Here is a 23,661-nt window from a genome sequence, read left to right on the forward strand (position 1 = left end):
GTGCACGCGGCACCACCCCGTGACACTCCGCGAGCCGATACGCTGTGCGGCGTGCATACGGTCGCGGTACTGAGTCTCAAGGGAGGCGTGGGCAAGACGACGGTCGCCCTCGGGCTGGCCTCCGCCGCGCTGCGCCGGGGCGCCCGCACGCTGGTCGCCGACCTGGACCCGCAGGGCAACGCCACGGCCACACTCAATCCGCCGATGACGACGTCCTCGCTCACCGCCGTGCTGGACACCCCGCGCGAGGCGGTCGTCGCCGACGCGCTCGCCCCCAGCGGCTGGAGCCCCGAGCTGGACGTCCTCGTCAGTTCCGAGGACCTGGAACTGCTCAACGAGCCCGGCCCGGACAGCCGGCGGCTCGACAACCTCGCCCGCGCGCTCGAGGCACTGCGCGCACGCGGCCACGGCGCGCGAGGACAGGGCGACCGCCCGTACGAGGTGGCGATCCTGGACTGCCCACCGTCGCTGGGCAGGCTGACGCGGTCGGCACTGCTCGCCGCCGACACCGCGTTGCTCGTCACCGAACCGACGATGTACGCCGTGTCCGGGGCCGAGCGCGCGTTCGAGGCGATCGAGACGGTCCGGCAGGGACCCAATCCGCGGCTGCAGTCGGCGGGCGTGCTGGTCAACCGGATGCGCCCGCGCTCGTACGAACACCACTACCGGGTCGAGGAGCTGCGGCAGACGTTCGGCAGGGCGGTCATGCCCACGGCCATCCCCGACCGGCTCGCCATCCAGCAGGCACAGGGCGCGTGCCTGCCGATCCACGAGTGGAAGTCGCCCGGGGCGCACGAGATCGGGCTGACGTTCAACATGGTGCTCGCCAAGATCCTGCGGTCCAGCCGCGCCGGACGGCATCGCCTGCCCGGCGAGCCCGACGACCCGTCCGCGCAGCCCGACTCGGCGTGACCCGTGCCCGAGGGCGACACCGTCTTCCTCACCGGCAGGCTCGTCGACCGGGCGCTGAGCGGGCGGACGTTGACGGCGACGGACTTCCGCGTGCCGTCGCTGGCGACCGTCGACCTCACCGGAGCCGAGTTCACCGGCGTGCGCACGGTGGGCAAGCATCTGTTCTTCCGGTTCCGCGGCGGTGGTGACGGATCACCTCGCCGCGGCGGGACCGGTGACCAGGACCGCGCGCTGAGCCTGCACAGCCACCTGCGGATGGACGGCGCCTGGCGCACGCTGCGAACCGGCGACCGCTGGGGAGCGCCCGCCCATCAGGTGCGCGTCGTGCTGACCGCCGGGGATGCGACGGCCGTCGGTGTCCGCGTGCACGACCTGGCGCTGCTGTCCACATCCGACGAACACCGGCGGGTCGGCCACCTGGGGCCGGATCTGCTCGATCCGGAGTGGACGAATGCCCACGCGGCACGTGCCGCCGCGGCGTTGTCGGCCGATCCGGGCCGCGAACTCGGCACCGCGCTGCTCGACCAGACCGCACTGGCGGGCGTCGGGAACCTGTACAAGGTGGAGCTCTGTTTCCTCACCGGCGTCACCCCGTGGACGCCGGTGTCCGACGTGGACACCTCGAGCGTGGTCGACCTCGCACGGAGATTGCTGCGCACCAACGCCCACCGCTGGGAACAGAGCACCACGGGCCACCTCGGCCGCGGCCGGCGCACCTGGGTGTACGAGCGCACCCGGCTGGGCTGCTTCCGCTGCGGCGGCCCGGTCCGCGTGGCAACGCAGGGACCGGGCACCGAGAGCAGGCCGACGTGGTTCTGCCCGCGATGCCAACACGGCCCGGCGCCGGAACGCTGACCGCCGGGGGCCGACGGTGCCCCGGTGCCCGCCGTCTCAGCGCGCCGTCCCCGCACGTGCGAGACGGGACACACCGCCGGCGGGAAAAACACGTTGCCGGAGGCTGCCGGCCGCGCCTAGCGTGGCGGGTACACGAGAAAGGAGGTGGTCCAGCAGTGAACAGCTACAGGACTCGTGAGGTGGCCGTCCGCTAGGACGGTATGCGGACCACCGCGTGCCGCCCGGCGAATACCAGGCGGTCACCGGCCCCCGATGCTCCCGAGGACCGGTCCACCACGGGCCCGGACGGCTGACGACGTCCGGGAGTCGCATCGGGGGTTTCCCTCATTCACCGGTCGCGCCTCGCTCGGCCACCGGCTCCGCCTCCCTCGGCGCCGGTGCTCCCTGTGATTCCGGCGCCCTCTCGACTCCGGTTTTCTCGCGATTCCGGTGCTCCCGCGGCGCAGGCACGGCCCCGGCGGGCCGGTACCGGCAGCCGGAGCGCCCGTACGGCACCATAGGCAGCCGTGCTCTTCGACAGTCTGCTCCGCCCCGCGTTGTACCGGCTGCACGGCGGCGACGCCGAACGGGTCCACGAACGCACCGTCCGCGCGCTCGGTCTGCTGAGCGCCGCGCCAGGACCGGTGCGGGCCGCGCTGCGGCGCACCTGCGCCGCCGAGGACCCCGTCACCGCGTTCGGCGTCCGGTTCCCGGGCCGGGTCGGCCTGGCCGCGGGCATGGACAAGGACGGCTGGGCCCTGCACGCATGGCCCGCCCTCGGATTCTCGTTCGTCGAGGTCGGCACGGTCACCGCCCGGCAGCAGCCCGGGAATCTCCGTCCCCGGCTGTTCGCCCTGCCCGACAGTGACGCGGTGATCAACCGCATGGGCTTCAACAACGCCGGCGCCGACGCCCTCGCGGCCCGGCTGACCCGCGACGGCACGCCGGACGTTCCGCTGGGCATCAGTATCGGCAAGTCGAAGGTCACGCCGATCGACGAGGCCGTCGCCGACTACGAGGCGTCCCTGCGCGCCCTGCACCCGTTCGCCGACTACGTCGCGATCAACGTCAGCTCCCCCAACACTCCGGGACTGCGCACGCTGCAGGACCGCGACTCCCTCACCGAGATCCTCACCGCGCTGCGCGACCTCGCACCGACGACGCCGTTGCTGGTGAAGGTGGCCCCCGACCTTACCGACGACGCACTCGGCGAGCTGCTGCAGGTGTGCACCGACCACGGTGTCGCCGGGATCATCGCCACCAACACCACGCTCGCCCGTGACGGTCTGGCGACGGCCGACGCCGCCGCGGCGGCCGAGACCGGCGGTCTCTCGGGCAGGCCGCTCACCCGGCGTGCCCGGGACGTGGTGCGGTTCGTGCACACCCGCACCGCGGGCGCGCTGCCGATCATCGGGGTCGGCGGGGTCGGCGGGGCCGCCGACGCCGAGGCGATGCTGGACGCCGGCGCAGCCCTGGTGCAGCTGTACACCGCGTTCGCGCTGCACGGACCGTCGGTAGTGCGCGCGATCAACCGCCGCCTCGCCGCCGAGCGGGCACGCTGGCCCGCCGAATACTGAACTACCGCCCCGGCTCAGGACGGCGTCACCACGACGACGTCACCACGGCGGGCGGCCTGCGACGGCGCCCGCCTCAGGACAGTTCGCGCAGCGCGACGGCCAGTCCGGCGAGCCGGTCGGTGGCGTCGGTGAGCGCGTCCTTCGCCGGGGTCGCGCCGTCGCTGCTCGCGGCGACCGCGCGGCCCGCCGCGGCGACGAGCGTGCCGTAACCTTCGAGTCCCTCGTCGAGCTGCTCCCGCAGTGCGGTGACGGCCGAGTCCAGTCCGCCGCGTTCGCGCGCGGGGGCGGCGTCGCGGGCCCGCTCGATCGATTCGAGCCGCGCCGCGAGCCCGCGCAGGGCCGCCGAGGCGTCCATCGCCGTCGCCCTGGCGTCCTCGACGTCGAACCCGGTCGCCCCCGACGGCGCCCCGTGCTGCGGTGCGGCCAGCTGGTCGAGCAGGTCGGTCAGCGTGCGTTCACTGTCGACGAGCTTCTCCATCGGCTCCCGGGCTGCCGAGTTCGCGGGCGGCAACGTGGCCGAGGGATCGGGCTTCGGCGGCGCGGCCCGCCCCAGTCGTCGCAGCTTCGTGCCGGACGACACCGCCAGCGCACCGAACACGACGGTGCCCGCCGCTCCGGTCAGCGCGCCTTCGACCCCGTCGTACACGCCGACCACGCCGAAGTACCCGGCGACCGCCCACAGCACCGCCAGAAGCGTCAGAACCGCCCACAGGGTGAAGGCGCGGCGGGTCCAGCGCACCCGCCGCGCGTGTTTCGCCTCGGGTGAGTTCCACGCGGCGAGCTTGTCACGGACGTCGGTGACGACCGTGAGGTCCACCTTGGGCCGCGGCGCCGGACGGCCACCGGCGCGGGTGCCGTCGGACCCGGCGGTCGTCTCCCCGCTGGATTCCGACGTCCGGTCCCGACCGTCGGCAGCCCGCTGGTCCTCGGGCGGCAGGTACTTCTGGACCTTCTCCTGGGCCTTCTGCGCGTAGTCGGGCAGACGTTCGACGTGCTTACCGAGCTTCGCCGTCAGCTCGCTGAAATCCCGCCTGCCCGGCTTCCCCGCCATGACCGCCTCCCGGACGTTCGTGAACCGGCCCGATCCGGCCGTGTCAGGCCTGGTTCTTCTGCTGTTCGGCCTGCACGCGCTGCTGGATCTCCTGCTGGATGTCCGGCGAGGCGGCAGGCTGCGTGGCGCCCGCGGACGAGGTGCCGGACGCGGCCGAGGTGCCGGACGCGGCCGAGCCGTCGGTCACCTCGCCTGCCACCGAACCGCCCGACATCGAGGCGCGGATCTGCTCGAGCCTGCTGTGCCCGGCGAGCTGCGTGGTCGAGTGCTGGACCTCCATCATGCGGCCCTGCACCGAGTTCTGCGCCAGCTCCGCGGATCCCACGGCCGTGGTGTAGCGCTTCTCGATCTTGTCGCGGACCTCTTCCAGCGACGGGGTGTTGCCCGGAGCGGCCAGCTCGGTCATCTGGTTCAGCGAGTTGGAGACCTGCTCCTGCATCTTGGCCTGCTCGAGCTGCGACATCAGCTTGGTCCGCTCGGCCAGCTTCTGCTGCAGCATGCTCGCGTTGCGCTCGACCGCCTGCTTGGCCTGGTCGGCGGCCTGCAGCGCCTGGTCGTGCAGCGTCTTGAGGTCCTCGATGCTCTGCTCGGCGGTGACGAGCTGGGCGGCGAAGCCCTCCGCGGCCGTCTCGTACTCCTGAGCCTTCTGCTCGTCGCCGCGGGCGCGGGCCTCCTCGGCCAGCGTCAGCGCCTGCCGCGTCGACGACTGCAGCTTCTCCACCTCGCCGAGCTGGCGGTTCAGCTTCATCTCCAGCTGCCGCTGGTTACCGATCACCGAGGCGGCCTGCTGCGACAGCTGCTGATGGTTGCGCTGCGCCTCCTCGATGGCCTGCTGGATCTGCACCTTCGGATCGGCGTTCTCGTCGACCTTCGCCGAAAACGCCGCCATCAGGTACTTCCATGCCTTCACGAAAGGGTTGGCCATCTTTCCGCCTGCCTTCTCCACGTCCCACGGGCTTACTGGTCCGGTGTTGTCACCGCTGGCCGTCGACCTGGCAACGTGCAACCCCCGGTGTCGGGTTCCATCGTGTCAGGTCGGCAGCGGTCGTTCCACAAGACCCCGGAGGATTTCGGGGGATTTCACCGGGTTTCCCGGACAAGCGGATGATCTCGGTTCGTGGCCGCACTCACGCCACGAGCGCGGCCTTCGCCTCCGGCTGATGAATGGTCGTGCGCAGCACCGGCGACAGCTGCAGGTCGGTCAGTTCGTCGCCGACCGGGCCCGTCACGAGCGAACCGCCTTCGAAGCCCTCGCGGTCGCCCCCGGCGCTCGCGGGCGCCTCACCGACGTCGACCGAGCGCTCCGCGCTCGCGTCGGCCCCGTCGACGCCGGGCTCCACAGGCCCGTCCACGCTCCCGACCGCGTCCACGCTGTCCAGCGCGGAGACGTCACCGGCAACGCTGACCAGCAGATCCGACAGGGGAAGATCCAGGGCCTCGCAGATCGAGGCCAGCAGTTCGCTGGAAGCCTCCTTCTGCCCGCGTTCGACTTCGGACAGGTATCCCAGGCTCACCCTCGCGACGCGCGAGATGTCACGCAGCGTCCGCCGCCTCGTGGTCCGGGCATGGCGGAGCCGGTCACCGATCGCCTCACGTAGCAGCACGGTCATCACGCGCCTCCCTTCAACCACCGCCCACGGTACCGACCGGGACCGACACCGCACAGTCATGAGCGCGGCCCGTCCGCCATCGGCGAACGAACCGGGCCCGCCACGGGGCCCGGCCACGCTCACCGGCGGTACCCACCCGGGAGGTCCGGGCGGGCTGTGTCCCGGTACAACGCCCAGGTCAGCCGAGTTGTTCCGCGAGCAGCACGAGCGCACCCCGGACCGCCCCGGTGCGCACCGCGTCCCGGTCGCCGGAAATCTCCAGTGTCCGGGCGTGGCGACCGTCCGGACCGCACGCCGCGACGTGCACCGTCCCCGGCGCCACCCCGTCCTGCGGTGCCGGACCCGCGACACCGGTCAGTCCGAGCCCCCAGTCGGACCGGCACCGCTCCCGGACCCCGGCCGCCAGCTGTGCCGCCACCTCCGGGTGCACCGCGCCCTCGGCCTCCAGTAGCGCCGCCGACACACCCGCCAGTTCGTGCTTCAGCTCCGTGGCATACACGACCAGGCCGCCCCGCAGCACCACGCTCGACCCCGGCACCTCGGCCAGGCTCGCGCACACCAGGCCCGCAGTCAGCGACTCCGCCGCAGCCACCGTCTGCCCGGCGGCGGTCAGCAGTTCGACGACCCGCCGTGGCAACGTGCCCTGCTCGCTCACGACAGCATTCTGCCGATCACGACGCCGTCGTGCCCGCCGAGGTCGCCCGCAACCGCAGCGCGCGGACGACGTAGTCGAGCCCGGTCGCCACCGTGAGCACCAGCGCCGCGATCATCACGGTCCAGCTCACGACGTCCAGTGCCGCGGGCAGCGGCAACAGGAACAGTCCGATCGCGACGACCTGGGCGAGCGTTTTGGCCTTGCCGCCCCGGCTCGCCGGGATCACGCCGTGGCGGATCACCCAGAACCGCAGCAGCGTGATCCCCAGTTCGCGGACGGCGATCACGATCGTCACCCACCACGGCAGTTCGCCCAGCACACTGAGCCCGACCAGCGCGGCCCCGATGAGCGCCTTGTCGGCGATCGGATCGGCGATCTTGCCGAAGTCGGTGATGAGGTCGTACTTGCGGGCCACCCAGCCGTCGACGTTGTCGGTCAGCGCCGCGATGGCGAACAGTGCCGCCGCGACGTACCGCCACAGAACGACGTCGCCGTCGTCCTCCTCGCCGGTACCGCCCGCGAACAGGGCGATCACGAACAGCGGCACCAGCACCAGCCGCGAGATCGTCAGCAGATTCGCGATGTTCAGCGTCGGCACCGACACCACCGGCCTGCCGGTTCCGTCCGCGGAACCGCCTGCGCCGCCCGCCGCGCCGTCGCCTCCGGGTGCGCCGGTCACCGCGCGGCGTCCTCACCGGTGGCGGGCCCCGCCGGGCGCACGATCAGGTCGACGCCCTCGCTGTCGACCACCTCGCAGCGGATCACCTGCCCCCGCTCGACCCCGGGCGCGTCGAGCACGACGCATTCGCCGTCGACCTCCGGCGCCTGGTGCGCGGCGCGGCCCGTGACCTCGGCCTCCCCGTCGTTCTCGACGTCGGAGCCCGCCTGCTCGACGAGCACGTCGACGACGGTGCCGATGCGCTCCTCCGCCCGCTGCGCCGTCAACTCCTCGACCAGCGCGGAAATCCGAGCGACCCGCTCGGCGATCACGTCCTCGTCGAGCTTGCCCTCGTACCCTTCGGCCTCGGTGCCGTCCTCGTCGGAGTACCCGAACACGCCCACGGCGTCGAGCCGCGCGCCGGTCAGGAACCGCTCCAGCTCGGCCACGTCGTCCTCGGTCTCGCCGGGGAAACCCACGATCACGTTGGTGCGGATGCCCGCCTCGGGCGCGTACTCCCGGATCTGGTCGACGAGCGCGAGGAACGAGTCGGTCGACCCGAACCGCCGCATCCGCCGCAGCACCGCCTCGCTGGAGTGCTGGAACGACAGGTCGAAGTAGTCGGCCACGCCCGGGGTCGTGGCGATCGCCTTCACCAGGTCGGGGCGGGTCTCGGCGGGTTGCAGGTACGACACGCGCACGCGCTCGACGCCGTCGACCTCCGCCAGCCGCGGCAGCAGCGCCTCCAGCGCCCGCGTGCCGCCCAGCTCCCGGCCGAGGTCCTTGCCGTAGGACGTCGAGTTCTCGCTGACCAGGAACAGCTCCCGCGCGCCCTGCGTGGCCAGCCACTGCGCCTCGGCCACGATCTCGTCCGGATGCCGGGACACGAAGGAGCCACGGAACGACGGGATGGCGCAGAACGAGCAACGCCGATCGCAGCCGGAGGCGATCTTCAGCGACGCGACCGGCGCGTCGTCGAGCCGCGTGCGCAGCACGCGCGGTCCCCAGCCCGCGTGACCGGGCACCGCGACGTCCTCGGCGGCGTCCTGTCGCTCGACGGGGCTGATCGGCAGCAGTGTCCTGCGGTCCGCGGGCGTGTGCGAGCTGATCCGCCTGCCCGCGGCGACGTCGTCGAGCCGTTCGGCCAGCTGCGCGTAGTGGTCGAAGCCCAGCACGGCGTCGGCCTCGGGCAGGTTCGCGGCGAGCTGCTCACCGTAGCGCTCGGCCATACAGCCGACGGCGACGACCTTCGCCCCCGTGTCGGACGCCGCCAGCAGCGTGTCCACCGAGTCCTTCTTCGCCGACTCGACGAACCCGCACGTGTTGACGACCACGACGTCGCTGCCCGCGGGATCGCTCTCCAGCTCCCAGCCCCCCGCGGCGAGTCGCCCCGCGAGTTCCTCGGAGTCGACCTCGTTACGGGAACAGCCCAGGGTCAGCAGGGACACCCTGCGGCCGGGCGAGGAATCTGCGGAAGACATCCCGACAAGAGTAACGACCAGGCCATCGGCATGTCCGCGCAACCCGGCCGCTAGCGTTTGAGCGGTGGAGTCACCGATCATTCGCCGCGCCCGCATCGCCGACGTCCGCACCATCAAACGCCTCGTCGACGCCGATGCCGGCAGGGTGCTCCTCGAGAAGGACCTCGTCACGCTCTACGAGGCCGTCCAGGAGTTCTGGGTCGCCGAACTCGACGGCGAGATCGTCGGCTGCGGGGCTCTGCACGTGCTGTGGGAGGACCTCGCCGAGATCCGCACCGTGGCGGTCGACCGCGCGGCCCGTGGCCACGGCATCGGGCACGCCCTGGTGTCGGCGCTGATCGACCTCGCGCGCAGGCTCGGCCTGCCCCGGCTGTTCGTGTTGACGTTCGAGACGGACTTCTTCAGCAGGCACGGTTTCCGTGCCATCGACGGAGCGCCCGTCCCGCAGGAGGTCTACGACGAGATGCGCCGCTCCCCCGACACCGGTGTCGCCGAGTTCCTCGACCTGCCGTTCGTCAAGCCCAACACCCTCGGCAACACGCGCATGCTCCTCGAGCTCTGAGCGGCCCGGACCGACCACCCAGGCGATCCGCCGGTTCGACGCCGACCGACGCGCCCTGCCGGCTTCGAACGGTCCGGGGTGTCACTCCTCGGGATCGGGCTGGTCGTCGGTGGTCGGCGGCGGGTCGTCGCCGCGGATGAACGCCAGCGTCGCAGGCAGGTCGTCCGGTTTGACCAGCACGTCGCGGGCCTTCGACCCCTCCGAGGGGCCGACGACGCCCCTGCTCTCCAGCAGGTCCATCAGCCGCCCGGCCTTGGCGAAGCCGACACGGAGCTTGCGCTGCAGCATCGACGTCGAGCCGAACTGCGAGGTGACGACGAGCTCGGTGGCCTGCAGCAGCACGTCGAGGTCGTCGCCGATGTCCTCGTCGATCTGCTTCTTCTCGTCGGCCTTCGCCTGGGTGACGCCCTCGGTGTAGTCGGGCTCGCCCTGCTGTTTGGTGAAGTCGACGACCGACTGGATCTCGTCGTCGCCGATGAACGAACCCTGGATGCGGATCGTCTTGCCCGCGCCCATCGGCAGGTACAGCCCGTCACCCATGCCGATCAGCTTCTCGGCGCCCGGCTGGTCGAGGATGACGCGCGAGTCGGTCAGCGACGACGTGGCGAACGCCAGTCGCGAGGGCACGTTCGTCTTGATCAGGCCGGTGACGACGTCGACCGACGGCCGTTGCGTCGCCAGGATCAGGTGGATGCCTGCCGCACGCGCCTTCTGGGTGATGCGGACGATCGCGTCCTCGACGTCCCGCGGCGCGGTCATCATCAGGTCGGCGAGCTCGTCGACGATGGCGAGGATGTACGGGTAGGGCCGGTACTCGCGCTCGCTGCCGGGCGGCGCGGTGATCTCGCCGGAGCGCACCTTCTCGTTGAAGTCGTCGATGTGGCGCACCCGGTTGGCCTGCATGTCCTGGTACCGCTGTTCCATCTCCTCCACCAGCCACGCCAGCGCCGCGGCCGCCTTCTTCGGCTGGGTGATGATGGGGGTGATCAGGTGCGGGATGCCTTCGTACGGCGTCAGCTCGACCATCTTCGGGTCGATGAGGATCATGCGGCACTCGTCGGGCGTCGACCGTGCCAGCAGCGAGACGAGCATCGAGTTGACGAAGCTCGACTTACCGGAACCGGTGGACCCGGCGACGAGCAGGTGCGGCATCTTCGTGAGGTTCGCCGTCACGAATTCGCCCTCGATGTCCTTGCCCAGGCCGATCACCATCGGGTGCGCGTCCTTCGCGGCCTTCGCCGACCGCAGGACGTCGCCGAGCCGCACCATCTCGCGGTCGGAGTTGGGCACCTCGATGCCGACGGCCGACTTGCCGGGGATCGGCGCCAGCAGCCGGACATTGTCCGTGGCGACGGCGTAGGCGATGTTCTTCGTCAGCGCCGTGATCTTCTCGACCTTCACACCGGGGCCGAGTTCCACCTCGTAGCGAGTCACCGTCGGACCGCGGACGAACCCGGTGACCTGGGCGTCGATGTTGAACTGTTCCAGCACGCCCGTGATCGACTCGATCATGGCGTCGTTGACCTTGCTCCGGGCCTTCGGCGGGTCGCCGAGCGTGAGCAGGTCGGGTGGCGGCAGGGTGTAGTCGCCGTCGACGGTCCGCGTGATCGCCAGGGCAGGCTCGGCCTGCGCGGTCTCGGTCTTCGCCTCCGCCTTCTCCGCTGCCTTCGCGGCGGGTTTCGCCGCGGCCTTCGCGGCCGCTCCGTCGACGGCCGTGTCGGTCGCCTTCGGCCGGGCCACGGCCTGCTCCGCCGCACCGCTCGCGGCGTCCTCGCCGTCGAGCATCTCGTCGAGCGTCGACGACCCGGACGCGGACTGCCGGCGCCGCGACGGCTTGCGCAACCGCACGGCGGACGGATCCCCCTCGGCCACGGGATCGGCATCCCGACGCCCGCGCGAGGCCTCGTCGTCGGACTCGAACGCGTCGTCGGCGGGCTCGGTGCCCCATTCGCTGAGCCGCCGGGGGATGTCGCGCACCGGCGTTCCGGTGAACACGAGCACCCCGAACACGAGCGCCAGCACCAGCAGCGGGGCGGCGACCCACACGGTGACCCCGCGGGCGAGCAGGTCGCCCGAGAACCAGCCGAGTCCGCCGCCCGCGTACATCAGGCCCTCGTGCCCCTGCGGCCGCGCGTTGATCAGGTGCAGCAGGCCGAGCACCGCCAGGCCCAGCAACAGCAGGCCGATGACCCGTCGTGGGCGCGTGTCCGGATTCGGCTCCGAGCGCATCAACGCGACGGCGAGCACGAGCAGGACCAGCGGGATCGCCACCGAGCCCGCACCAAACACCGTGCGCATGGCGATCGTGACGATCTCCCCGATCGGCCCGGCGCTCTCCCACAGCACGCCGACGGCCGTGACGAGCGACAGGGCGATCAACCCGAGCGCGAGACCGTCCCTGCGGTGCTCGGGCTCGAGTTCACGGGTGCGGCCGACCGTGCGGGCCAGCCCGCCGACGACCTTCGCCGCGAGGTTCCAGCCGCCGCGTACGGCCGATCCCGAGCTGCGTTTCGCGCCCGACGTCGCCCCGGCGCCCTTGCCGCCCGTGGCGGGTTTCCTGGCCGGCGTGCGCGAGGACGACGCCGTCCGGGTGCGCGCCGACGACGCTCCCTTGGCACCGGACCCCTTGGCACCCTTCGCCGCACTGCCCTTCGCCGCACTGCCCTTCGCCGCACTGCCCTTCGCCGCACTGCCCTTCGCCGCACTGCCCTTCGCCGCACTGCCCTTTGCGGCGCCGCCCTTCTTGGCGGCGGAGGTGCGCGCACCGGAACCCCGGGCACCGCCCGAGCCACGGGAACCGCCGGACGTGGCGCCGGAACCTCCCGATCCCCGCGCCGCGCCGCCCCGGCCTTTCGTCACCGACCCACTCGCCATGGCCCCACGGTAACCGGATCATCACCTGCGTCCCAGCCGCCACACGCGGCCCGCGCGTCACGAACGACGAGGTCACACTGCGGCCCGTCCGCACCGCCGCCCGGGAGGCTGCGCTCATCCGTGCGCGTGACATCCTTCTGGGCATGCTGAGCGGTACCACCGGCAGTCACACCGACGATCACAGTCCGTCACGGGGCGGCGGGACTCCGGCGATCTGGCGCGCGATGCTCGCCGCGGACCACAACCTCGTCCGTGTCGCGGGCAGGTTGCGGGTCACCGGATCCGTCGCGCGGCGACTGCGCGGCAGGCCGCTGCTCATCGCGGCGAACCACATCGGCAACTTCGACCCGTTCGTGCTCATGGCCGCGTGCCGGTCGATCGGGCTGGCTCCCCGGTTCATGCTCGCGGGCGGCCTCCTCGACGCGCCGGTGCTCGGCTCCGCACTGAAGGCCAGCGGCCACCTGCGGGTCGACCGGGGTTCGGCCTCGGCCGTGCAGCAGTTCGCCGACGCCGTCGACGAACTCAGATCGACGCGGGTGCCGATCATCGTCTACCCCGAGGGACGGATCAGCCACGACCGCGGCTTGTGGCCCGAGCGCGGCAAGACGGGCCTCGCCCGGCTCGCCCTGGGATCAGGCGTACCGGTCGTGCCGATCAGCCAGTGGGGCGCGCACGAGGCCGTCTACTGGGGCACGCCGACCGTCAGCGGGTTCGGCGACCTCGTCCCGCTGGCACGGTCCGGCTTCACCGCGCCGCTGCGCAGGCCGACCTTCCGGGTCCACTTCGGCGAACCCGTGGACCTCTCCGAGTTCGACGCGGGCACACCCGGCCACGCGGTGAAGGCACACGCCAAGATCATGCGGACGATCACCGAGGGGCTCGTCCCGCTGCGCCGCGACGAACCCGACGTCCCGAGGTTCCGGGATCCGACCAGGCCGACGGACACGGTCAGTCCCTGGCGCCCGTGACCTCGTCGACCCCGTCCGGTCCCCGCGTCGGGAGCGCCGCCCCGGTGCGCACCGGGTCGAGGACGAACAGCGTCGTGTAGCGCTTGACGTTCGGGTCCTGCTGGAACAACCGTTTGGCGACCTCGTTCTTGTGCCGCATGCCGACGCAGGCCAGCACCACGACGTAGTCGTAGTCGCCCGAGACCTCGTAGGCCTGCTGGACCTCCGGGGTGTCGAGCAGCCTGGCCCGGTACCGGCGTCCCTCCTCGGGAGTGTCGTCCTCGATCGTCACCAGGCACACGGCCAGGATGACCTCCGGTACGTGGCGCGGGTCCAGCACCGCCACGTTGTGGCTGAGCAGGCCGCCCGTGCGATAACGCTGCACCCGGCGCAACACCGCGCTCGGGGACAGCCCCACCTCGTCACCCAGGTCCCGCAGCGTGCGGGACGCGTCGCGCTGCAGCAGGGCGAGCAGGTCGTGGTCGAGGTCGTCCAGCCGCAGATCGCTCACGCAACAATATTGCGCGCGGCCGGGACGATTTTCAATCGGCCGCACGTCGGTTGCGGCTACCGTCATCGGCGTCCCCCTCCGTTCGATCCCGCGAGGACACCTGCATGACCACGACTCGCCCCGCCGGCCAGACCGGCGGCGACGCCGCCCCCGCCCCACCCGGTCCCCTTCGCCCGCACGCCGGCCGCGGGGTGCTGTTGCTGCTGGTGGCGTCGCTGTGCTTCGGCAGTTCCGGCGTGATCGGCAAACCCGCGATGACGGCGGGCCTCGGCCCGGAACAGGTCGCGGCCGCGCGGATCGGGATCGCGGCGGTGGTCATGCTCGCGTGCGTCGCGCTGCTGCGCCCCTCGCTGCTGCGGGTGCGGCGGGCACAGTGGCGGCTGCTGGTGGCCTACGGCCTGCTGGGCGTCGCGGGTGTGCAACTGCTGTACTTCGTGGCCGCGTCCCGCATCCCCGTCGGCGTGGCGATCCTGCTGGAGTTCACCTCGCCGGTGCTCGTGGCCCTGTGGGTCCGCTTCGTCCGGCGGGTGCGGCTGCCGTGGCCGATGTGGCTGGGCATCGCCTGCGCTCTCACCGGGCTGGCCATGGTGGCGCGGATCGGCGGCGGGATCACGCTCGACGCGGTCGGCCTGCTCGCCGGAGCCGGCGCGGCCGTGTGCTCGGCGGCGTACTTCCTGCTCGGCGAACGCGGTGTCGCCGAGCAACACCCGCTCGGGATGGTCACGTGGGGCATGACGGTCGGCGGCGTCGCCATGTGCGTCGTCGCGCCGCCGTGGACGTGGCCCGGCGACGTCGTGACGGCGCAGGCCGAACTCGGACCGTGGCAGCCGCCGGTGTGGGTGCTGCTCATCGCGGTGGCCCTGCTGTCGACGGTGCTGGCCTACAGTGCGGGCACCGCCTCGCTGCGCCACCTTCCCGCGGCCGCGGCGAGCGTGCTCGCCCTCATGGAGCCGCTGATCGCCACCGGGCTGGCCTGGCTGCTGCTCGGTGAGGCGCTCACCTGGACGCAGGTGCTCGGCGCGGCGATCCTGCTCGGCGGCGCCGCGCTCGTCCAGCTGACGTCACCGAAGAAGCAGCCCGTGGGTGAACCCCTCCCGGTGGCCGACTAGCGCCGACCACACGCACTCCACCAGCGTGTGTCCTGCACCCCGACCGGCATGTCCTGCGGCCCCGCACGCGTGGTCCGCGCTTCCACCCGCAGGCGCGCCCCGCGGGCGCCCCGGCCCCGGGCACCCGCGGGCAGGGCACCCGGGTGCGGGAGCGTCTACACCGGGATGACCGTCGGGATGATCATCGGCCGCCGCCGGTAGGTCTCCGCGACCCAGCGGCCGACCGCGCGGCGGATGGCCTGCGCGATGCGGTGCGTTTCGGTGATCCCCTCGGCCTCGGTCCGCGAGAGTTCCATCTCGACCAGCGAGGCCGCCTCGTCGAGCGCCTTCGGGTCGTCGGAGAAGCCGCGGCCTGACACGGTGGGTTCGCTCATGGCCCGCCCGGTCGCGGAGTCCACCGCGACGGTGATCGCGATGAAGCCGCCCTCGCCGAGGATCAAGCGGTCCGACAGCGTCGACTCACCGACGTCGCCGACCGAGAGCCCGTCGACGTAGACCTCGCCGATCTCGACCCGGCCCGTGGCCTGTGCCTTGCCGTCGACCAGGTCGACGACCACGCCGTTCTCGGCCAGGACCACGTTCTCCGGTGACACTCCGGTCCGGACCGCCAGTTCACCGCAGGCCCGCAGGTGCCGCCACTCGCCGTGCACCGGCATGACGTTGCTCGGCCGGATCGCGTTGTACAGGAACAGCAGCTCGCCCGCCGAGGCGTGACCGGACACGTGCACCTTGGCGTTGCTCTGGTGCACCACGTCGGCGCCCAGCCGGACGAGCCCGTTGATGACCCCGAACACCGCGTTCTCGTTGCCGGGGATCAGCGAGCTCGCCAGCACCACCGTGTCGCCCGCGCGGATGGAGATCTGGCGGTGCTCCCCGCGCGCCATGCGCGACAGCGCCGACAGTGGTTCGCCCTGCGAACCGGTCGAGACGAACAGCACGTGCGACTCGGGCAGGTTCACGGCCTCGTCGAGGTCGATCAGCAACCCCTCGGGCACGTTCAGCAGTCCCAGTTCGGCCGCGATGTTCATGTTCCGCACCATCGACCGGCCCACCAGCGCCACCCGCCTGCCGTGCCGCACGGCCGCGTCCAGCACCTGCTGCACGCGGTGCACGTGGCTCGCGAAACACGCGACGATCACCCGCTGGCGCACCTTCGCGATCACGTCGTCGAGCACGGGGCCGATCTCGCGCTCCGGCGTGACGAAGCCGGGCACCTCGGCGTTGGTGGAGTCGACGCACAGCAGGTCCACCCCCTCGTCGCCGAGGCGGGCGAACCCGGCCAGGTCGGTGAGCCTGCCGTCGAGCGGCAGCTGGTCGAGCTTGATGTCGCCGGTGTGCAGCACGACGCCCGCGGGGGTGCGGATCGCGACGGCCAGCGCATCGGGGATCGAGTGGTTGACGGCGAAGAACTCGAGGTCGAACGCTCCCACGTTCCGCCGCTCGCCCTCGGACACCTCCACGAGCACCGGCTTCTGCTTGTGCTCCCGGCACTTCGCCGCGAGCAACGCCAGGGTGAAGTTCGAGCCGTAGACCGGCAGGTCCGGCCGCAACCGCAGCAGGAACGGCACCGCGCCGATGTGGTCCTCGTGGCCGTGCGTGAGCACGAGGCCGTCGACCTCGTCCAGCCGGTCCTCGATGGCGCGGAAGTCCGGCAGGATCAGGTCGACGCCGGGGTGCGGATCCTCGGGGAACAGCACGCCGCAGTCGACGATCAGCAGCCTGCCGCCGTGTTCGAAGACGGTCATGTTCCTGCCGACCTCGCTGATACCGCCCAGTGCGACGGCACGCAGCGCGCCTTCCGGCAGTGCGGGTGGTGCGGAGGTCGGTCCGGGGCCGACCGCGAGTTCACTCACTGATGCAGTGTCCCAACGCTGGTGTGGGTGGTGGGCGTGACGTAGGCCGCGGCCTCGTCCGCGCGGCGCGCACGAGAACCGGCCCAGTCCTCCGCTCGGTAGGCGTCGAGCGGCACGCCGGCCTGGGTCAGGTCCGCGGCGATCGCCTCCACCTGATCGTCGGTGGCAGGGACGATCGGCAGTCGCGGACCACCGACGTCGAAGCCACGCAGGCGCAGAGCGGTCTTCGAGAACACGACACCGCCGACGCGGGAGAACGCACGATACACCGCGAGCATGCCGCGGTGGTTGGTGCGTGCGGTGGACGTGTCGCCGTCCTCGTAGGCCTCGATCATCGCGCGGATCCGACCTGCGACGACGTGACCGATCACGCTGACCACACCGGCCGCGCCGACCGACAGCCACGGCAGGTTCAGCGCGTCGTCACCGGAGTAGTAGGCCAGGTGCGTGTTGGCGATGACCTCGCTGCCCGCCAGCAGGTCGCCCTTGGCGTCCTTGACGGCGACGATGCGCGGGTGCTCGGCGAGCCTGCGCAGCGTGTCGACCTCGATGGGCACGATCGAGCGCGGCGGGATGTCGTAGAGCATCACCGGCAGTTCGGTGGCATCGGCGACCGCCGTGAAGTGCGCCTGCACGCCCGCCTGCGTGGGCCGCGAGTAGTACGGCGTCACGACGAGCAGGCCGTGGGCTCCCGCCTTCTCCGCCTGCTGGGCCAGCTCGATGCTGTGCCGCGTGTCGTAGGTGCCCGCGCCGGCGACGACGGCGGCCCGGTCCCCCACCGCCTCGACGACCGCGCGCAGCAGGCGGGCCTTCTCGTCGTCGGTCGTCGTGGGGCTCTCACCGGTGGTGCCGTTGACGACGAGGCCGTCGTTGCCCAGGTCCACCAGGTGTTCGGCGATCTCCTGCGCCCGCGTCACGTCCAGTTCGCCCTGGTCGTCGAACGGGGTGATCATGGCGGTCAGCACGCGGCCGAAGGGACGGCCCGGCGCGGCGGTGGGCGCGGTAGGCAAAGCGGTCGACATGCCGCTGACGGTACCTCCCGCGAGGCCGGGTCGGCGCGTCGACCATGCCCCGCGGGCACGGCTCCGTGGGCGTCACGCCGCACGCCGGACGATCACCGGCGCCACCCCGTCACCACCGGAAGTTCTTGTGCCCGCCCGGCGCCGGGCCGGCCCGGCGTCACGGTCAGACGACGCCGCGCGTGGCCGACCCTTCGAGCCTGCCGCCCTCGGCGGGGACCAGGAAGCACAGCACGGAGCGGACCGGCGAGGCGTAGTCGTCGGAGGGCCTGCGATCCCATTCGGCCTCGGTCGGGACGAGAGCCAGGAACCGGAGGTTCGGCCGGGCGTCGTCGCGCACGCGGTTGGTGTGGAACGTCGCCGCGCACTGGGCCTCGGCGAACGTCCGAAGCCGCTGCTCGCCCGGGTACGTCGCCGCCGCGGCGTCCGAATCGCTCGACTCCGGCACCGCCGCCGAGACGTCGTACAGCTGCGCGTCGTGCGCCTCGTCCTCGCAGTCGACCCAGTTGCTCGACGCGAGCGCACGTCCCGCCGCGAGCGGGGTGTTGACGCAGTAGTACGAGCTGCCGTCGAACTCGTAGTTGGCGATGTCGCCGCCGCGGCCGTAGGTGAGCGTCTCGGCCATCGCGTCGTCGGTGGCCGGGCCCCAGAACGGTTTGCCCGCGAAGAAGCCGCCGACCAGCAGCGCCACCGCCGCGACCGCACCGCCGACGGTCAGCAGCCTGCGCCGGATCCTGCTCACCGGCGCGCGGCCCGCGCCGGACGGCGTGGCCTGCGTCGGCGCCCCGCCGTGGTGCACGGCCGTGGCCCCGACGTCGCCTCCGGGCGGGGTCTGCGGCCCCGGCTGCGCGACGCCGGGCTGCGCCGCGGCGGTCAGCAGACCCCGCGCCTGACCCGCCGGGATCCGAGCTTCCGGCGCCGTGGTCAGCATGCCCATGATCGCCGAGGCCAGCGGGCCGTGGGCCCGCGCGAGCGGCGGCATCTCGTGCATGATCGCGTGCAGCGTCGCCGCGGTGGTCGACCGTTGGAACGGCAGCGCACCCTCCGCCGCGAAGTACAGCGTCGCGCCGAGGGACCACAGGTCGGAGGCCGCGAGCGCCTCCTGCCCCGCGACGCGCTCGGGCGCCATGAATGCCGGGGAGCCGACGAGCATCCCGCTCGTGGTGATCCTCGGGTCGTCGACGGCCTGTGCGATGCCGAAGTCGGTCAGCTTCACCCGACCGTTCGGTGCGACCATGATGTTGCCGGGTTTGACGTCGCGATGGACGATCCCGGCCCGGTGCGCGGCCTCGAGCGCCGACAGGACCTGCTCACCGATCCGCGCCACCTCGTGTGCCGGCAGCGGGCCACGCCGGTCGACCAGGTCGGACAGGGTCGGAGCCTCGACCAGCTCCATGACGATGAACGTCGCGTCACCGTCGGCGACGACGTCGAACACCGTCACCACGGCCGGGTCGTTGAGCCGCCCTCCGGTGCGGACCTCCCGCAGGATGCGCTCGGAGAACACGCCCGCGTCCTCGGCGCCGTCCGGCAGCCGGAGTTCCTTCACCGCGACGTGCCTGCCGATCACGGTGTCCTCGCCGCGCCAGACGACACCCATGCCGCCGCGGCCCAGCTCCTCCAACAGGGCGTACCGCCCGGCCACCGTGCGCAACGGCGCGTGCGCCCGCGTACTCGAATCGGTCTGCTGCTCGGGGTTCTCGGTCACACGCCCTCACTTCGTCCTCACGGTGCGTGCCGCATCCTAGCGGCGTATCACCCGGTCAGACGTCGGCGCGGTGCACCTCGTGCCCTCCGGCTCGCAACGCGTCGATCGCCCGGTCCAGGTCGCCGCCCGTGACCAGGAAGTGGTCGGTGTCGAAGGTCGAGACCGCGAACAGTGCCACCCCGGCGGCCGCGAGCTCGCTCGACAGCGCCGCGACGATGCCGGTGAGGCTGAACGCGAGCGGGCCGCGCACGGTCAGCAACCGCCAGCCCGGTTCCGCACGGTCGGCGGCGGGCACGCGCTCGATCGGCCCGACCACCGACAGCTCCTCGGCGGTGCGGACCACGGACACGAACTCCCCGCCCGGCGGGTCGAGCAGCCGGGCGGGCACGGGTGCGGCCGCGTCGAACCGGGCGACCGTGTACTCCCCCGGCTGGACGTCGATGGCAAGCCGGCGCATGGATCCCCTCACCCTTCCGCAACGCGGGGACTGGTCGCGACCTCGGTGCCGTCCGGCAGCTCGGAGATCGTGAAATCGTCGAACACGTTCGGTGCCGCCTTCTGCAGCTCCCGCAGACAGGCCACGGCCAGTTCGCGGATCTCGACGTCCGCGTGCTCGGTGGCACGCACCCCCACGAAGTGCCGCCAGGCGCGGTAGTTGCCGGTGACGACGATCCGCGTCTCGGTGGCGTTCGGCAGCACCGCACGCGCGGCCTGACGCGCCTGCTTCCGGCGCAGCGTGGCGTTCGGCGCGTCGGCGAACTTCGCCTCGAGGCCGGCCAGCAGCTCGCGGTAGGCGTCCACGCCTGCCTGCGCCGCGGCGAGGAACTTCTCGTGCAGCTCGGGGTCGCCCGCGATGACGTCCGGCTCGACGACCGCGGCGCCGCTCTCGGGCACGTACCGCTGCGAGAGCTGGGAGAACGAGAAGTGGCGGTGCCGGATCAGTTCGTGGGTCAGGGAGCGCGAGATGCCCGTGATGTAGAAGGTCACCGACCCGTGTTCGAGGACCGACAGGTGGCCGACCTCGATGATGTGGTCGAGATAGCCGGCGTTCGTCGCCGTCGTCGGGTTGGGCTTCTGCCACGACTGGTAGCAGGCTCGGCCCGCGAACTCGGCGAGCGCCTGTCCGCCGTCGGCGTCGGTGCTCCACGGCACGTCCTCGGGCGGGTAGAACTCCGTCTTCGCGATCACGCGTACCTGCGGTGAGACCGTTTCGGCCACGTCCGACTCCCTCTGCCGACGACTCCCCGGCAGCGTACTGCCCGGGGCCGACGATCCTGTCCCGGCTGCCGACGTGGCCGCGACCGGACGACGCGCGCCCGCCGACACCGCACGCACGCCGATCGACACCACCCGGTGCACCGAGTGACACCACGTCCGGGTTGCGTGACGTCACCTTCGGCGTCACCATGGTGTCATGGATCTCACGCCCTACCTCGACCGGCTCCGCGAGGACCTCGCCACGAGTGCCTCGGCGGGCGATCAGGACATGACACGTGCCGTCGCGGTGCTCTCGGCGGCACTCGAGCCTGCCGCCCGCCTGACCCTGATGAACGCGCTCGCCGACATGGCCGCGGAAGTGACCGCCCACCTGCACGACCAGGTGGTGGACGTCCGGCTCGAGGGGCGAGACCTGCGCGTCGTCGTGACCGGACCGGAGCGGCCGGCCGGCGCGGCGGGATCGGCGTCGGCCGCCGCCGGTGACGCCACCCGCGGAGGCGACGACATCGGAAACGACGCCACGCGTGATGCCGACCGGGACCGCGACGGGGCCGACGGCCGCGGCACCGGTGCGGGCGGACCGGGCGCCGGCGGCTTCGGTGACATGGCCGGCGCGGGCGGCGACATCAGCCGCATCACGTTGCGCATCGTCGAGCAGATCAAGGCCCAGGCCGAACAGGCGGCGGCCGCACAGGGCCAGTCGCTGAACGCGTTCGTCGCCCAGGCCGTGCAGCAGGCCGTCCGTGGCGGGTTGCAGGGGCACGGGAACGCGAGAGGTCCGCGTGGCGCGGCCGAGCCGTCCGGCCGCGGGCACGCGGGCGGGCGGGACGACTGCGGCCCGGGCCCCCGTTCCGAGCGCACGAGCCGGTCGCACCTGCACGGCTGGGTGGAAGGGTGACCATGAGCGAGCAGCAGTCCGAACCGGCCCGCACCGAGGCGTTCGACACGACCGGACCGGTGGACGTCGACGTCGACATCCCGTTCGGGCGCGTCGCCGTGCACCTGGGCGGCGACGCGTGCTCGGTGGACATCCGACACGACCCCGGTGCACACCTGCCGTGGACGGAGAGTGTCGCGGGCGTCCTCAGCTGGGTCGGTGACCGGTTCGGTACCGGCGACCTGGCCGGCTCCCCCGAGGAGGCGATCGCGCAGTGCCGCATCGAACACGAGTCCCGAACGCTCGTGGTACGCGGTCCGCAGGCGCTGCCGCTGCACGGCGTACCGCTCGCGGTGACGGTACGCGCCCCCGAAGGGTCGGCGGTGCGGGTCCGCGCGGCGGCGGGCGCGGTGACGGTGAGCGGCACGGCACACCGGTTGGAGGTGACCACCGGATCCGGCGAGGTGCGGGTGGGTGACGCCGACGGCCCGGCGACGATCCGGGCGGGCGGCGGCGACGTCACGGCGGGAGCCCTGCGTGGTGGGGTGCAGCTGCGTGCGAGCCGCGGCGACGTGTCGGTGGCCGCACTGCCCGCGACCGGCAGCGTAACGACCGCCGCGGGCGCCGTCCGCCTCGGCGAGGTCGGCGGCGACGTGCTGATCCGCACGAGCAGCGGCAATGTGACGGTCGCCGACGCGGCGGCCGGCTCGCTCGAGACGACCACCGGGTCCGGCACGATCCGCATCGGCGTCCGGTCCGGCGTGGCCGCGGAGATCGACCTCTCGTCCGGTTCGGGCCGGGTCAGCAGCGAGCTCGACGTGGCCGACATGGCGCCGGACCGGGACGTTCCCCTCGCGGTGCGGGCGCGCACGGGCGCGGGCGACGTCGTCGTCGGCAGCGCTCGCGTCGGCTCCGGCGGCTGAACCCGGCCTGCCTGTGCGCCGAGCCGGCCCGACCGGCCGAAGGGCCGCGGGTCCGCCGCGCGAGCCGGGATCAGTGGTGCGCGGCGACCTCCCGGCGCAGGGCTCCGGCGAGATCGCCGCGTTCGCCCACGTCGACGCCGTCGAGTGCGAGCCAGTCGGCCGTCTCCCGCAGCCGGTGGGCGAGTTCGGCGGTGACGTGGGCGCGGTCGACGCCGGGTTCGGCGAACGCTCCGGGCACGCGCAGCACCGACGCGCGGCGGTCGGCCTTCAGGTCGACCCGGCCGACCAGTTCCCCGTCGCAGAGGAACGGGAAGACGTAGTACCCGTACTCCCGTTGCGGAGCCGGCACGTAGATCTCGATGCGGTAGCGGAACCCGAACAACCGCTCGGTGCGGTCGCGCTCCCAGATGAGCGGGTCGAACGGGCACAGCAGCGCACTGCCGGTGACCCGCCGCGGCGTGGTGGCCGCGGTGTGGCGGTACGCCTGCTGCCGCCACCCCTCGACCCGCACCGGCTCGAGCGTGCCCGCCTCCACGAGGTCGGCCACGGCGGCGCGGGTCTCCGGCGGTCCGAGGCGGTAGTAGTCGCGCAGGTCCGACTCGGTCGCCACGCCGAGCGCCTCGGCCGAGGAGGCGACGAGTCGGCGCGCCGCGTCCTCGGGGTCGACGCGCCGCTGCCGGACGTCGGCGGGCAGCACCCGTTCGGTCAGGTCGTAACACCGTTCGAAACCGCGGCGCGTGCCCGTGGTCAGCTCGCCGGTCCCGAACAGCCACTCGCAGATCTTCTTCACCTCCGAGCGCTCCCACCAGGACCCCGGGGTGCGGCGCTCGCCGCCGGTCAGTTCCTTCTCCACGGTGCCCGCGCCGACCGGTCCGAGCTCCTTGACGACCGCCAGCACGTCGTCGACCAGGCCGGGTGACTCGTCGGCGAGCCGCGCGTAGCCACGCCACCAGCCGGGTCGTTTCGCACCGGACATCAGCAGCGGCCAGTCCGCCACGGGGATCAAGCTGGCCTCGTGCGCCCACGCCTCGACGAGCAGCCTCGGCCGACGCGCCGTGTCGCGCCACGCGGCGTCGTCGACGAGCGCGGGGTCGTACGGGCCGAGCCGGGCCAACAGCGGCGCGTAGTGCGCGCGCATCGCGACGTTCACCGAGTCGAGCTGCAGCAGCTTCGTCCGCGACAGCACGCGGCGCAGGTGCCGCCGCGTCGGCGTGGCCGAGGGCCGAGGATCGGTGAACCCCTGTGCGGCGAGAGCGGTGCGGCGTGCGACGGGCAGGCTCAT

Annotated in this window: 22 protein-coding genes; 8 read left to right on the forward strand and 14 right to left on the reverse strand. The window is 72.5% G+C overall.

Annotated elements, in window-relative coordinates; translation table 11 throughout:
* Positions 1–51 precede the first annotated feature (51 nt).
* The 3 genes from LY13_RS06215 to LY13_RS06225 all read left to right on the forward strand — a co-directional run bounded on the left by LY13_RS06215 (position 52) and on the right by LY13_RS06225 (position 3,323).
* Positions 52–912: a ParA family protein gene (locus LY13_RS06215; protein ID WP_253827320.1), complete on the forward strand. Its 861-nt coding sequence runs from the start codon at positions 52–54 to the stop codon at positions 910–912.
* 3 nt (positions 913–915) lie between these two features.
* Entirely contained in the window at positions 916–1,767 is an 852-nt protein-coding gene (locus tag LY13_RS06220) for a DNA-formamidopyrimidine glycosylase family protein (protein WP_253827321.1), read from the forward strand.
* 506 nt (positions 1,768–2,273) lie between these two features.
* Positions 2,274–3,323: a quinone-dependent dihydroorotate dehydrogenase gene (locus tag LY13_RS06225; RefSeq protein WP_253827322.1), complete on the forward strand. Its 1,050-nt coding sequence runs from the start codon at positions 2,274–2,276 to the stop codon at positions 3,321–3,323.
* 73 nt (positions 3,324–3,396) lie between these two features.
* Here LY13_RS06225 and pspM read toward each other — a convergent pair whose 3' ends face one another.
* From pspM to rimO, 6 genes are all read right to left on the reverse strand, one after another.
* Positions 3,397–4,374, reverse strand: coding sequence for a phage shock envelope stress response protein PspM (gene pspM / locus LY13_RS06230; protein ID WP_253827323.1), 978 nt, complete (start codon positions 4,372–4,374; stop codon positions 3,397–3,399).
* A 43-nt stretch (positions 4,375–4,417) separates the two neighbouring features.
* Positions 4,418–5,299, reverse strand: coding sequence for a PspA/IM30 family protein (locus LY13_RS06235; RefSeq protein ID WP_253827324.1), 882 nt, complete (start codon positions 5,297–5,299; stop codon positions 4,418–4,420).
* 202 nt (positions 5,300–5,501) lie between these two features.
* Positions 5,502–5,984, reverse strand: a complete 483-nt coding sequence (locus LY13_RS06240; protein WP_253827325.1) for a helix-turn-helix domain-containing protein — start codon at positions 5,982–5,984, stop codon at positions 5,502–5,504.
* Positions 5,985–6,162: 178 nt separating this feature from the next.
* Positions 6,163–6,639, reverse strand: a complete 477-nt coding sequence (locus tag LY13_RS06245; protein WP_253827326.1) for a CinA family protein — start codon at positions 6,637–6,639, stop codon at positions 6,163–6,165.
* Positions 6,640–6,655: 16 nt separating this feature from the next.
* On the reverse strand, positions 6,656–7,318 hold the full coding sequence (gene pgsA / locus LY13_RS06250) for a CDP-diacylglycerol--glycerol-3-phosphate 3-phosphatidyltransferase (RefSeq protein ID WP_372493771.1): 663 nt from the start codon (positions 7,316–7,318) through the stop codon (positions 6,656–6,658).
* Positions 7,315–8,778 carry a 30S ribosomal protein S12 methylthiotransferase RimO gene (rimO, locus tag LY13_RS06255; protein WP_253827327.1) on the reverse strand — a complete coding sequence of 488 codons (1,464 nt, stop codon included), beginning with the start codon at positions 8,776–8,778 and terminating at the stop codon, positions 7,315–7,317. The genes pgsA and rimO overlap by 4 nt, the downstream gene beginning before the upstream one ends.
* Positions 8,779–8,842: 64 nt before the next feature.
* Here rimO and LY13_RS06260 point away from each other — a divergent pair, with 64 nt between their 5' ends.
* Positions 8,843–9,340: an amino-acid N-acetyltransferase gene (locus LY13_RS06260; RefSeq protein WP_253827328.1), complete on the forward strand. Its 498-nt coding sequence runs from the start codon at positions 8,843–8,845 to the stop codon at positions 9,338–9,340.
* Positions 9,341–9,421: 81 nt separating this feature from the next.
* Here LY13_RS06260 and LY13_RS06265 read toward each other — a convergent pair whose 3' ends face one another.
* Complete coding sequence (locus tag LY13_RS06265) at positions 9,422–12,214, reverse strand: DNA translocase FtsK (RefSeq protein WP_253827329.1); 2,793 nt, start codon at positions 12,212–12,214, stop codon at positions 9,422–9,424.
* Positions 12,215–12,438: 224 nt separating this feature from the next.
* Here LY13_RS06265 and LY13_RS06270 point away from each other — a divergent pair, with 224 nt between their 5' ends.
* Positions 12,439–13,182 carry a lysophospholipid acyltransferase family protein gene (locus LY13_RS06270; protein WP_253827579.1) on the forward strand — a complete coding sequence of 248 codons (744 nt, stop codon included), beginning with the start codon at positions 12,439–12,441 and terminating at the stop codon, positions 13,180–13,182.
* Here LY13_RS06270 and LY13_RS06275 read toward each other — a convergent pair.
* Complete coding sequence (locus LY13_RS06275) at positions 13,163–13,672, reverse strand: Lrp/AsnC family transcriptional regulator (protein ID WP_253827330.1); 510 nt, start codon at positions 13,670–13,672, stop codon at positions 13,163–13,165. The genes LY13_RS06270 and LY13_RS06275 overlap by 20 nt on opposite strands.
* A 104-nt stretch (positions 13,673–13,776) precedes the next feature.
* Between LY13_RS06275 and LY13_RS06280 the strand changes: the two genes are divergently transcribed.
* Positions 13,777–14,781 (forward strand): EamA family transporter, encoded by a 1,005-nt coding sequence (locus tag LY13_RS06280; RefSeq protein ID WP_253827331.1) that lies wholly within the window; start codon positions 13,777–13,779, stop codon positions 14,779–14,781.
* 155 nt (positions 14,782–14,936) lie between these two features.
* Here the strand turns inward: LY13_RS06280 and LY13_RS06285 are convergent, their stop codons facing one another.
* The 5 genes from LY13_RS06285 to thyX form a co-directional block, all read right to left on the reverse strand.
* Positions 14,937–16,634: a ribonuclease J gene (locus LY13_RS06285; protein ID WP_253827332.1), complete on the reverse strand. Its 1,698-nt coding sequence runs from the start codon at positions 16,632–16,634 to the stop codon at positions 14,937–14,939.
* On the reverse strand, positions 16,631–17,656 hold the full coding sequence (gene dapA, locus LY13_RS06290; protein ID WP_253827333.1) for a 4-hydroxy-tetrahydrodipicolinate synthase: 1,026 nt from the start codon (positions 17,654–17,656) through the stop codon (positions 16,631–16,633). The genes LY13_RS06285 and dapA overlap by 4 nt, the downstream gene beginning before the upstream one ends.
* A gap of 163 nt (positions 17,657–17,819) precedes the next feature.
* On the reverse strand, positions 17,820–19,361 hold the full coding sequence (locus LY13_RS06295; RefSeq protein WP_253827334.1) for a serine/threonine-protein kinase: 1,542 nt from the start codon (positions 19,359–19,361) through the stop codon (positions 17,820–17,822).
* A 55-nt stretch (positions 19,362–19,416) separates the two neighbouring features.
* Positions 19,417–19,818, reverse strand: a complete 402-nt coding sequence (locus LY13_RS06300; protein WP_253827335.1) for an ACT domain-containing protein — start codon at positions 19,816–19,818, stop codon at positions 19,417–19,419.
* Between the two features lie 8 nt (positions 19,819–19,826).
* A complete protein-coding gene (gene thyX / locus LY13_RS06305; RefSeq protein ID WP_253827336.1) occupies positions 19,827–20,579 on the reverse strand; it encodes an FAD-dependent thymidylate synthase in 753 nt (250 codons plus the stop codon).
* A gap of 196 nt (positions 20,580–20,775) precedes the next feature.
* On the opposite strand from thyX, the gene LY13_RS06310 reads away from it, so the two are divergent.
* Together LY13_RS06310 and LY13_RS06315 are read left to right on the forward strand one after the other, a co-directional pair.
* On the forward strand, positions 20,776–21,477 hold the full coding sequence (locus tag LY13_RS06310) for a toxin-antitoxin system HicB family antitoxin (RefSeq protein WP_253827337.1): 702 nt from the start codon (positions 20,776–20,778) through the stop codon (positions 21,475–21,477).
* A gap of 2 nt (positions 21,478–21,479) precedes the next feature.
* A complete protein-coding gene (locus LY13_RS06315) occupies positions 21,480–22,379 on the forward strand; it encodes a DUF4097 family beta strand repeat-containing protein (RefSeq protein WP_253827338.1) in 900 nt (299 codons plus the stop codon).
* A 70-nt stretch (positions 22,380–22,449) separates the two neighbouring features.
* On the opposite strand, the gene LY13_RS06320 is transcribed toward LY13_RS06315, so the two are convergent.
* Positions 22,450–23,661, reverse strand: a complete 1,212-nt coding sequence (locus LY13_RS06320; protein ID WP_301298550.1) for a winged helix-turn-helix domain-containing protein — start codon at positions 23,659–23,661, stop codon at positions 22,450–22,452.

Origin of the sequence: Prauserella aidingensis (genome assembly GCF_024171865.1) — a bacterium.
Taxonomy (GTDB): Bacteria; Actinomycetota; Actinomycetes; order Mycobacteriales; family Pseudonocardiaceae; genus Prauserella; species Prauserella aidingensis.

Bases quoted from the DNA above. Each gene is read 5' to 3' on its own strand.
- pspM (WP_253827323.1), bottom strand. From the start codon at position 4,374: ATGGCGGGGAAGCCGGGCAGGCGGGATTTCAGCGAGCTGACGGCGAAG.
- LY13_RS06265 (WP_253827329.1), bottom strand. From the start codon at position 12,214: ATGGCGAGTGGGTCGGTGACGAAAGGCCGGGGCGGCGCGGCGCGGGGA.
- LY13_RS06270 (WP_253827579.1), top strand. From the start codon at position 12,439: ATGCTCGCCGCGGACCACAACCTCGTCCGTGTCGCGGGCAGGTTGCGG.
- LY13_RS06300 (WP_253827335.1), bottom strand. From the start codon at position 19,818: ATGCGCCGGCTTGCCATCGACGTCCAGCCGGGGGAGTACACGGTCGCC.
- LY13_RS06235 (WP_253827324.1), bottom strand. From the start codon at position 5,299: ATGGCCAACCCTTTCGTGAAGGCATGGAAGTACCTGATGGCGGCGTTT.
- LY13_RS06315 (WP_253827338.1), top strand. From the start codon at position 21,480: ATGAGCGAGCAGCAGTCCGAACCGGCCCGCACCGAGGCGTTCGACACG.
- rimO (WP_253827327.1), bottom strand. From the start codon at position 8,778: ATGTCTTCCGCAGATTCCTCGCCCGGCCGCAGGGTGTCCCTGCTGACC.
- LY13_RS06240 (WP_253827325.1), bottom strand. From the start codon at position 5,984: ATGACCGTGCTGCTACGTGAGGCGATCGGTGACCGGCTCCGCCATGCC.
- LY13_RS06280 (WP_253827331.1), top strand. From the start codon at position 13,777: ATGACCACGACTCGCCCCGCCGGCCAGACCGGCGGCGACGCCGCCCCC.
- LY13_RS06320 (WP_301298550.1), bottom strand. From the start codon at position 23,661: ATGAGCCTGCCCGTCGCACGCCGCACCGCTCTCGCCGCACAGGGGTTC.
- dapA (WP_253827333.1), bottom strand. From the start codon at position 17,656: ATGTCGACCGCTTTGCCTACCGCGCCCACCGCCGCGCCGGGCCGTCCC.
- LY13_RS06310 (WP_253827337.1), top strand. From the start codon at position 20,776: ATGGATCTCACGCCCTACCTCGACCGGCTCCGCGAGGACCTCGCCACG.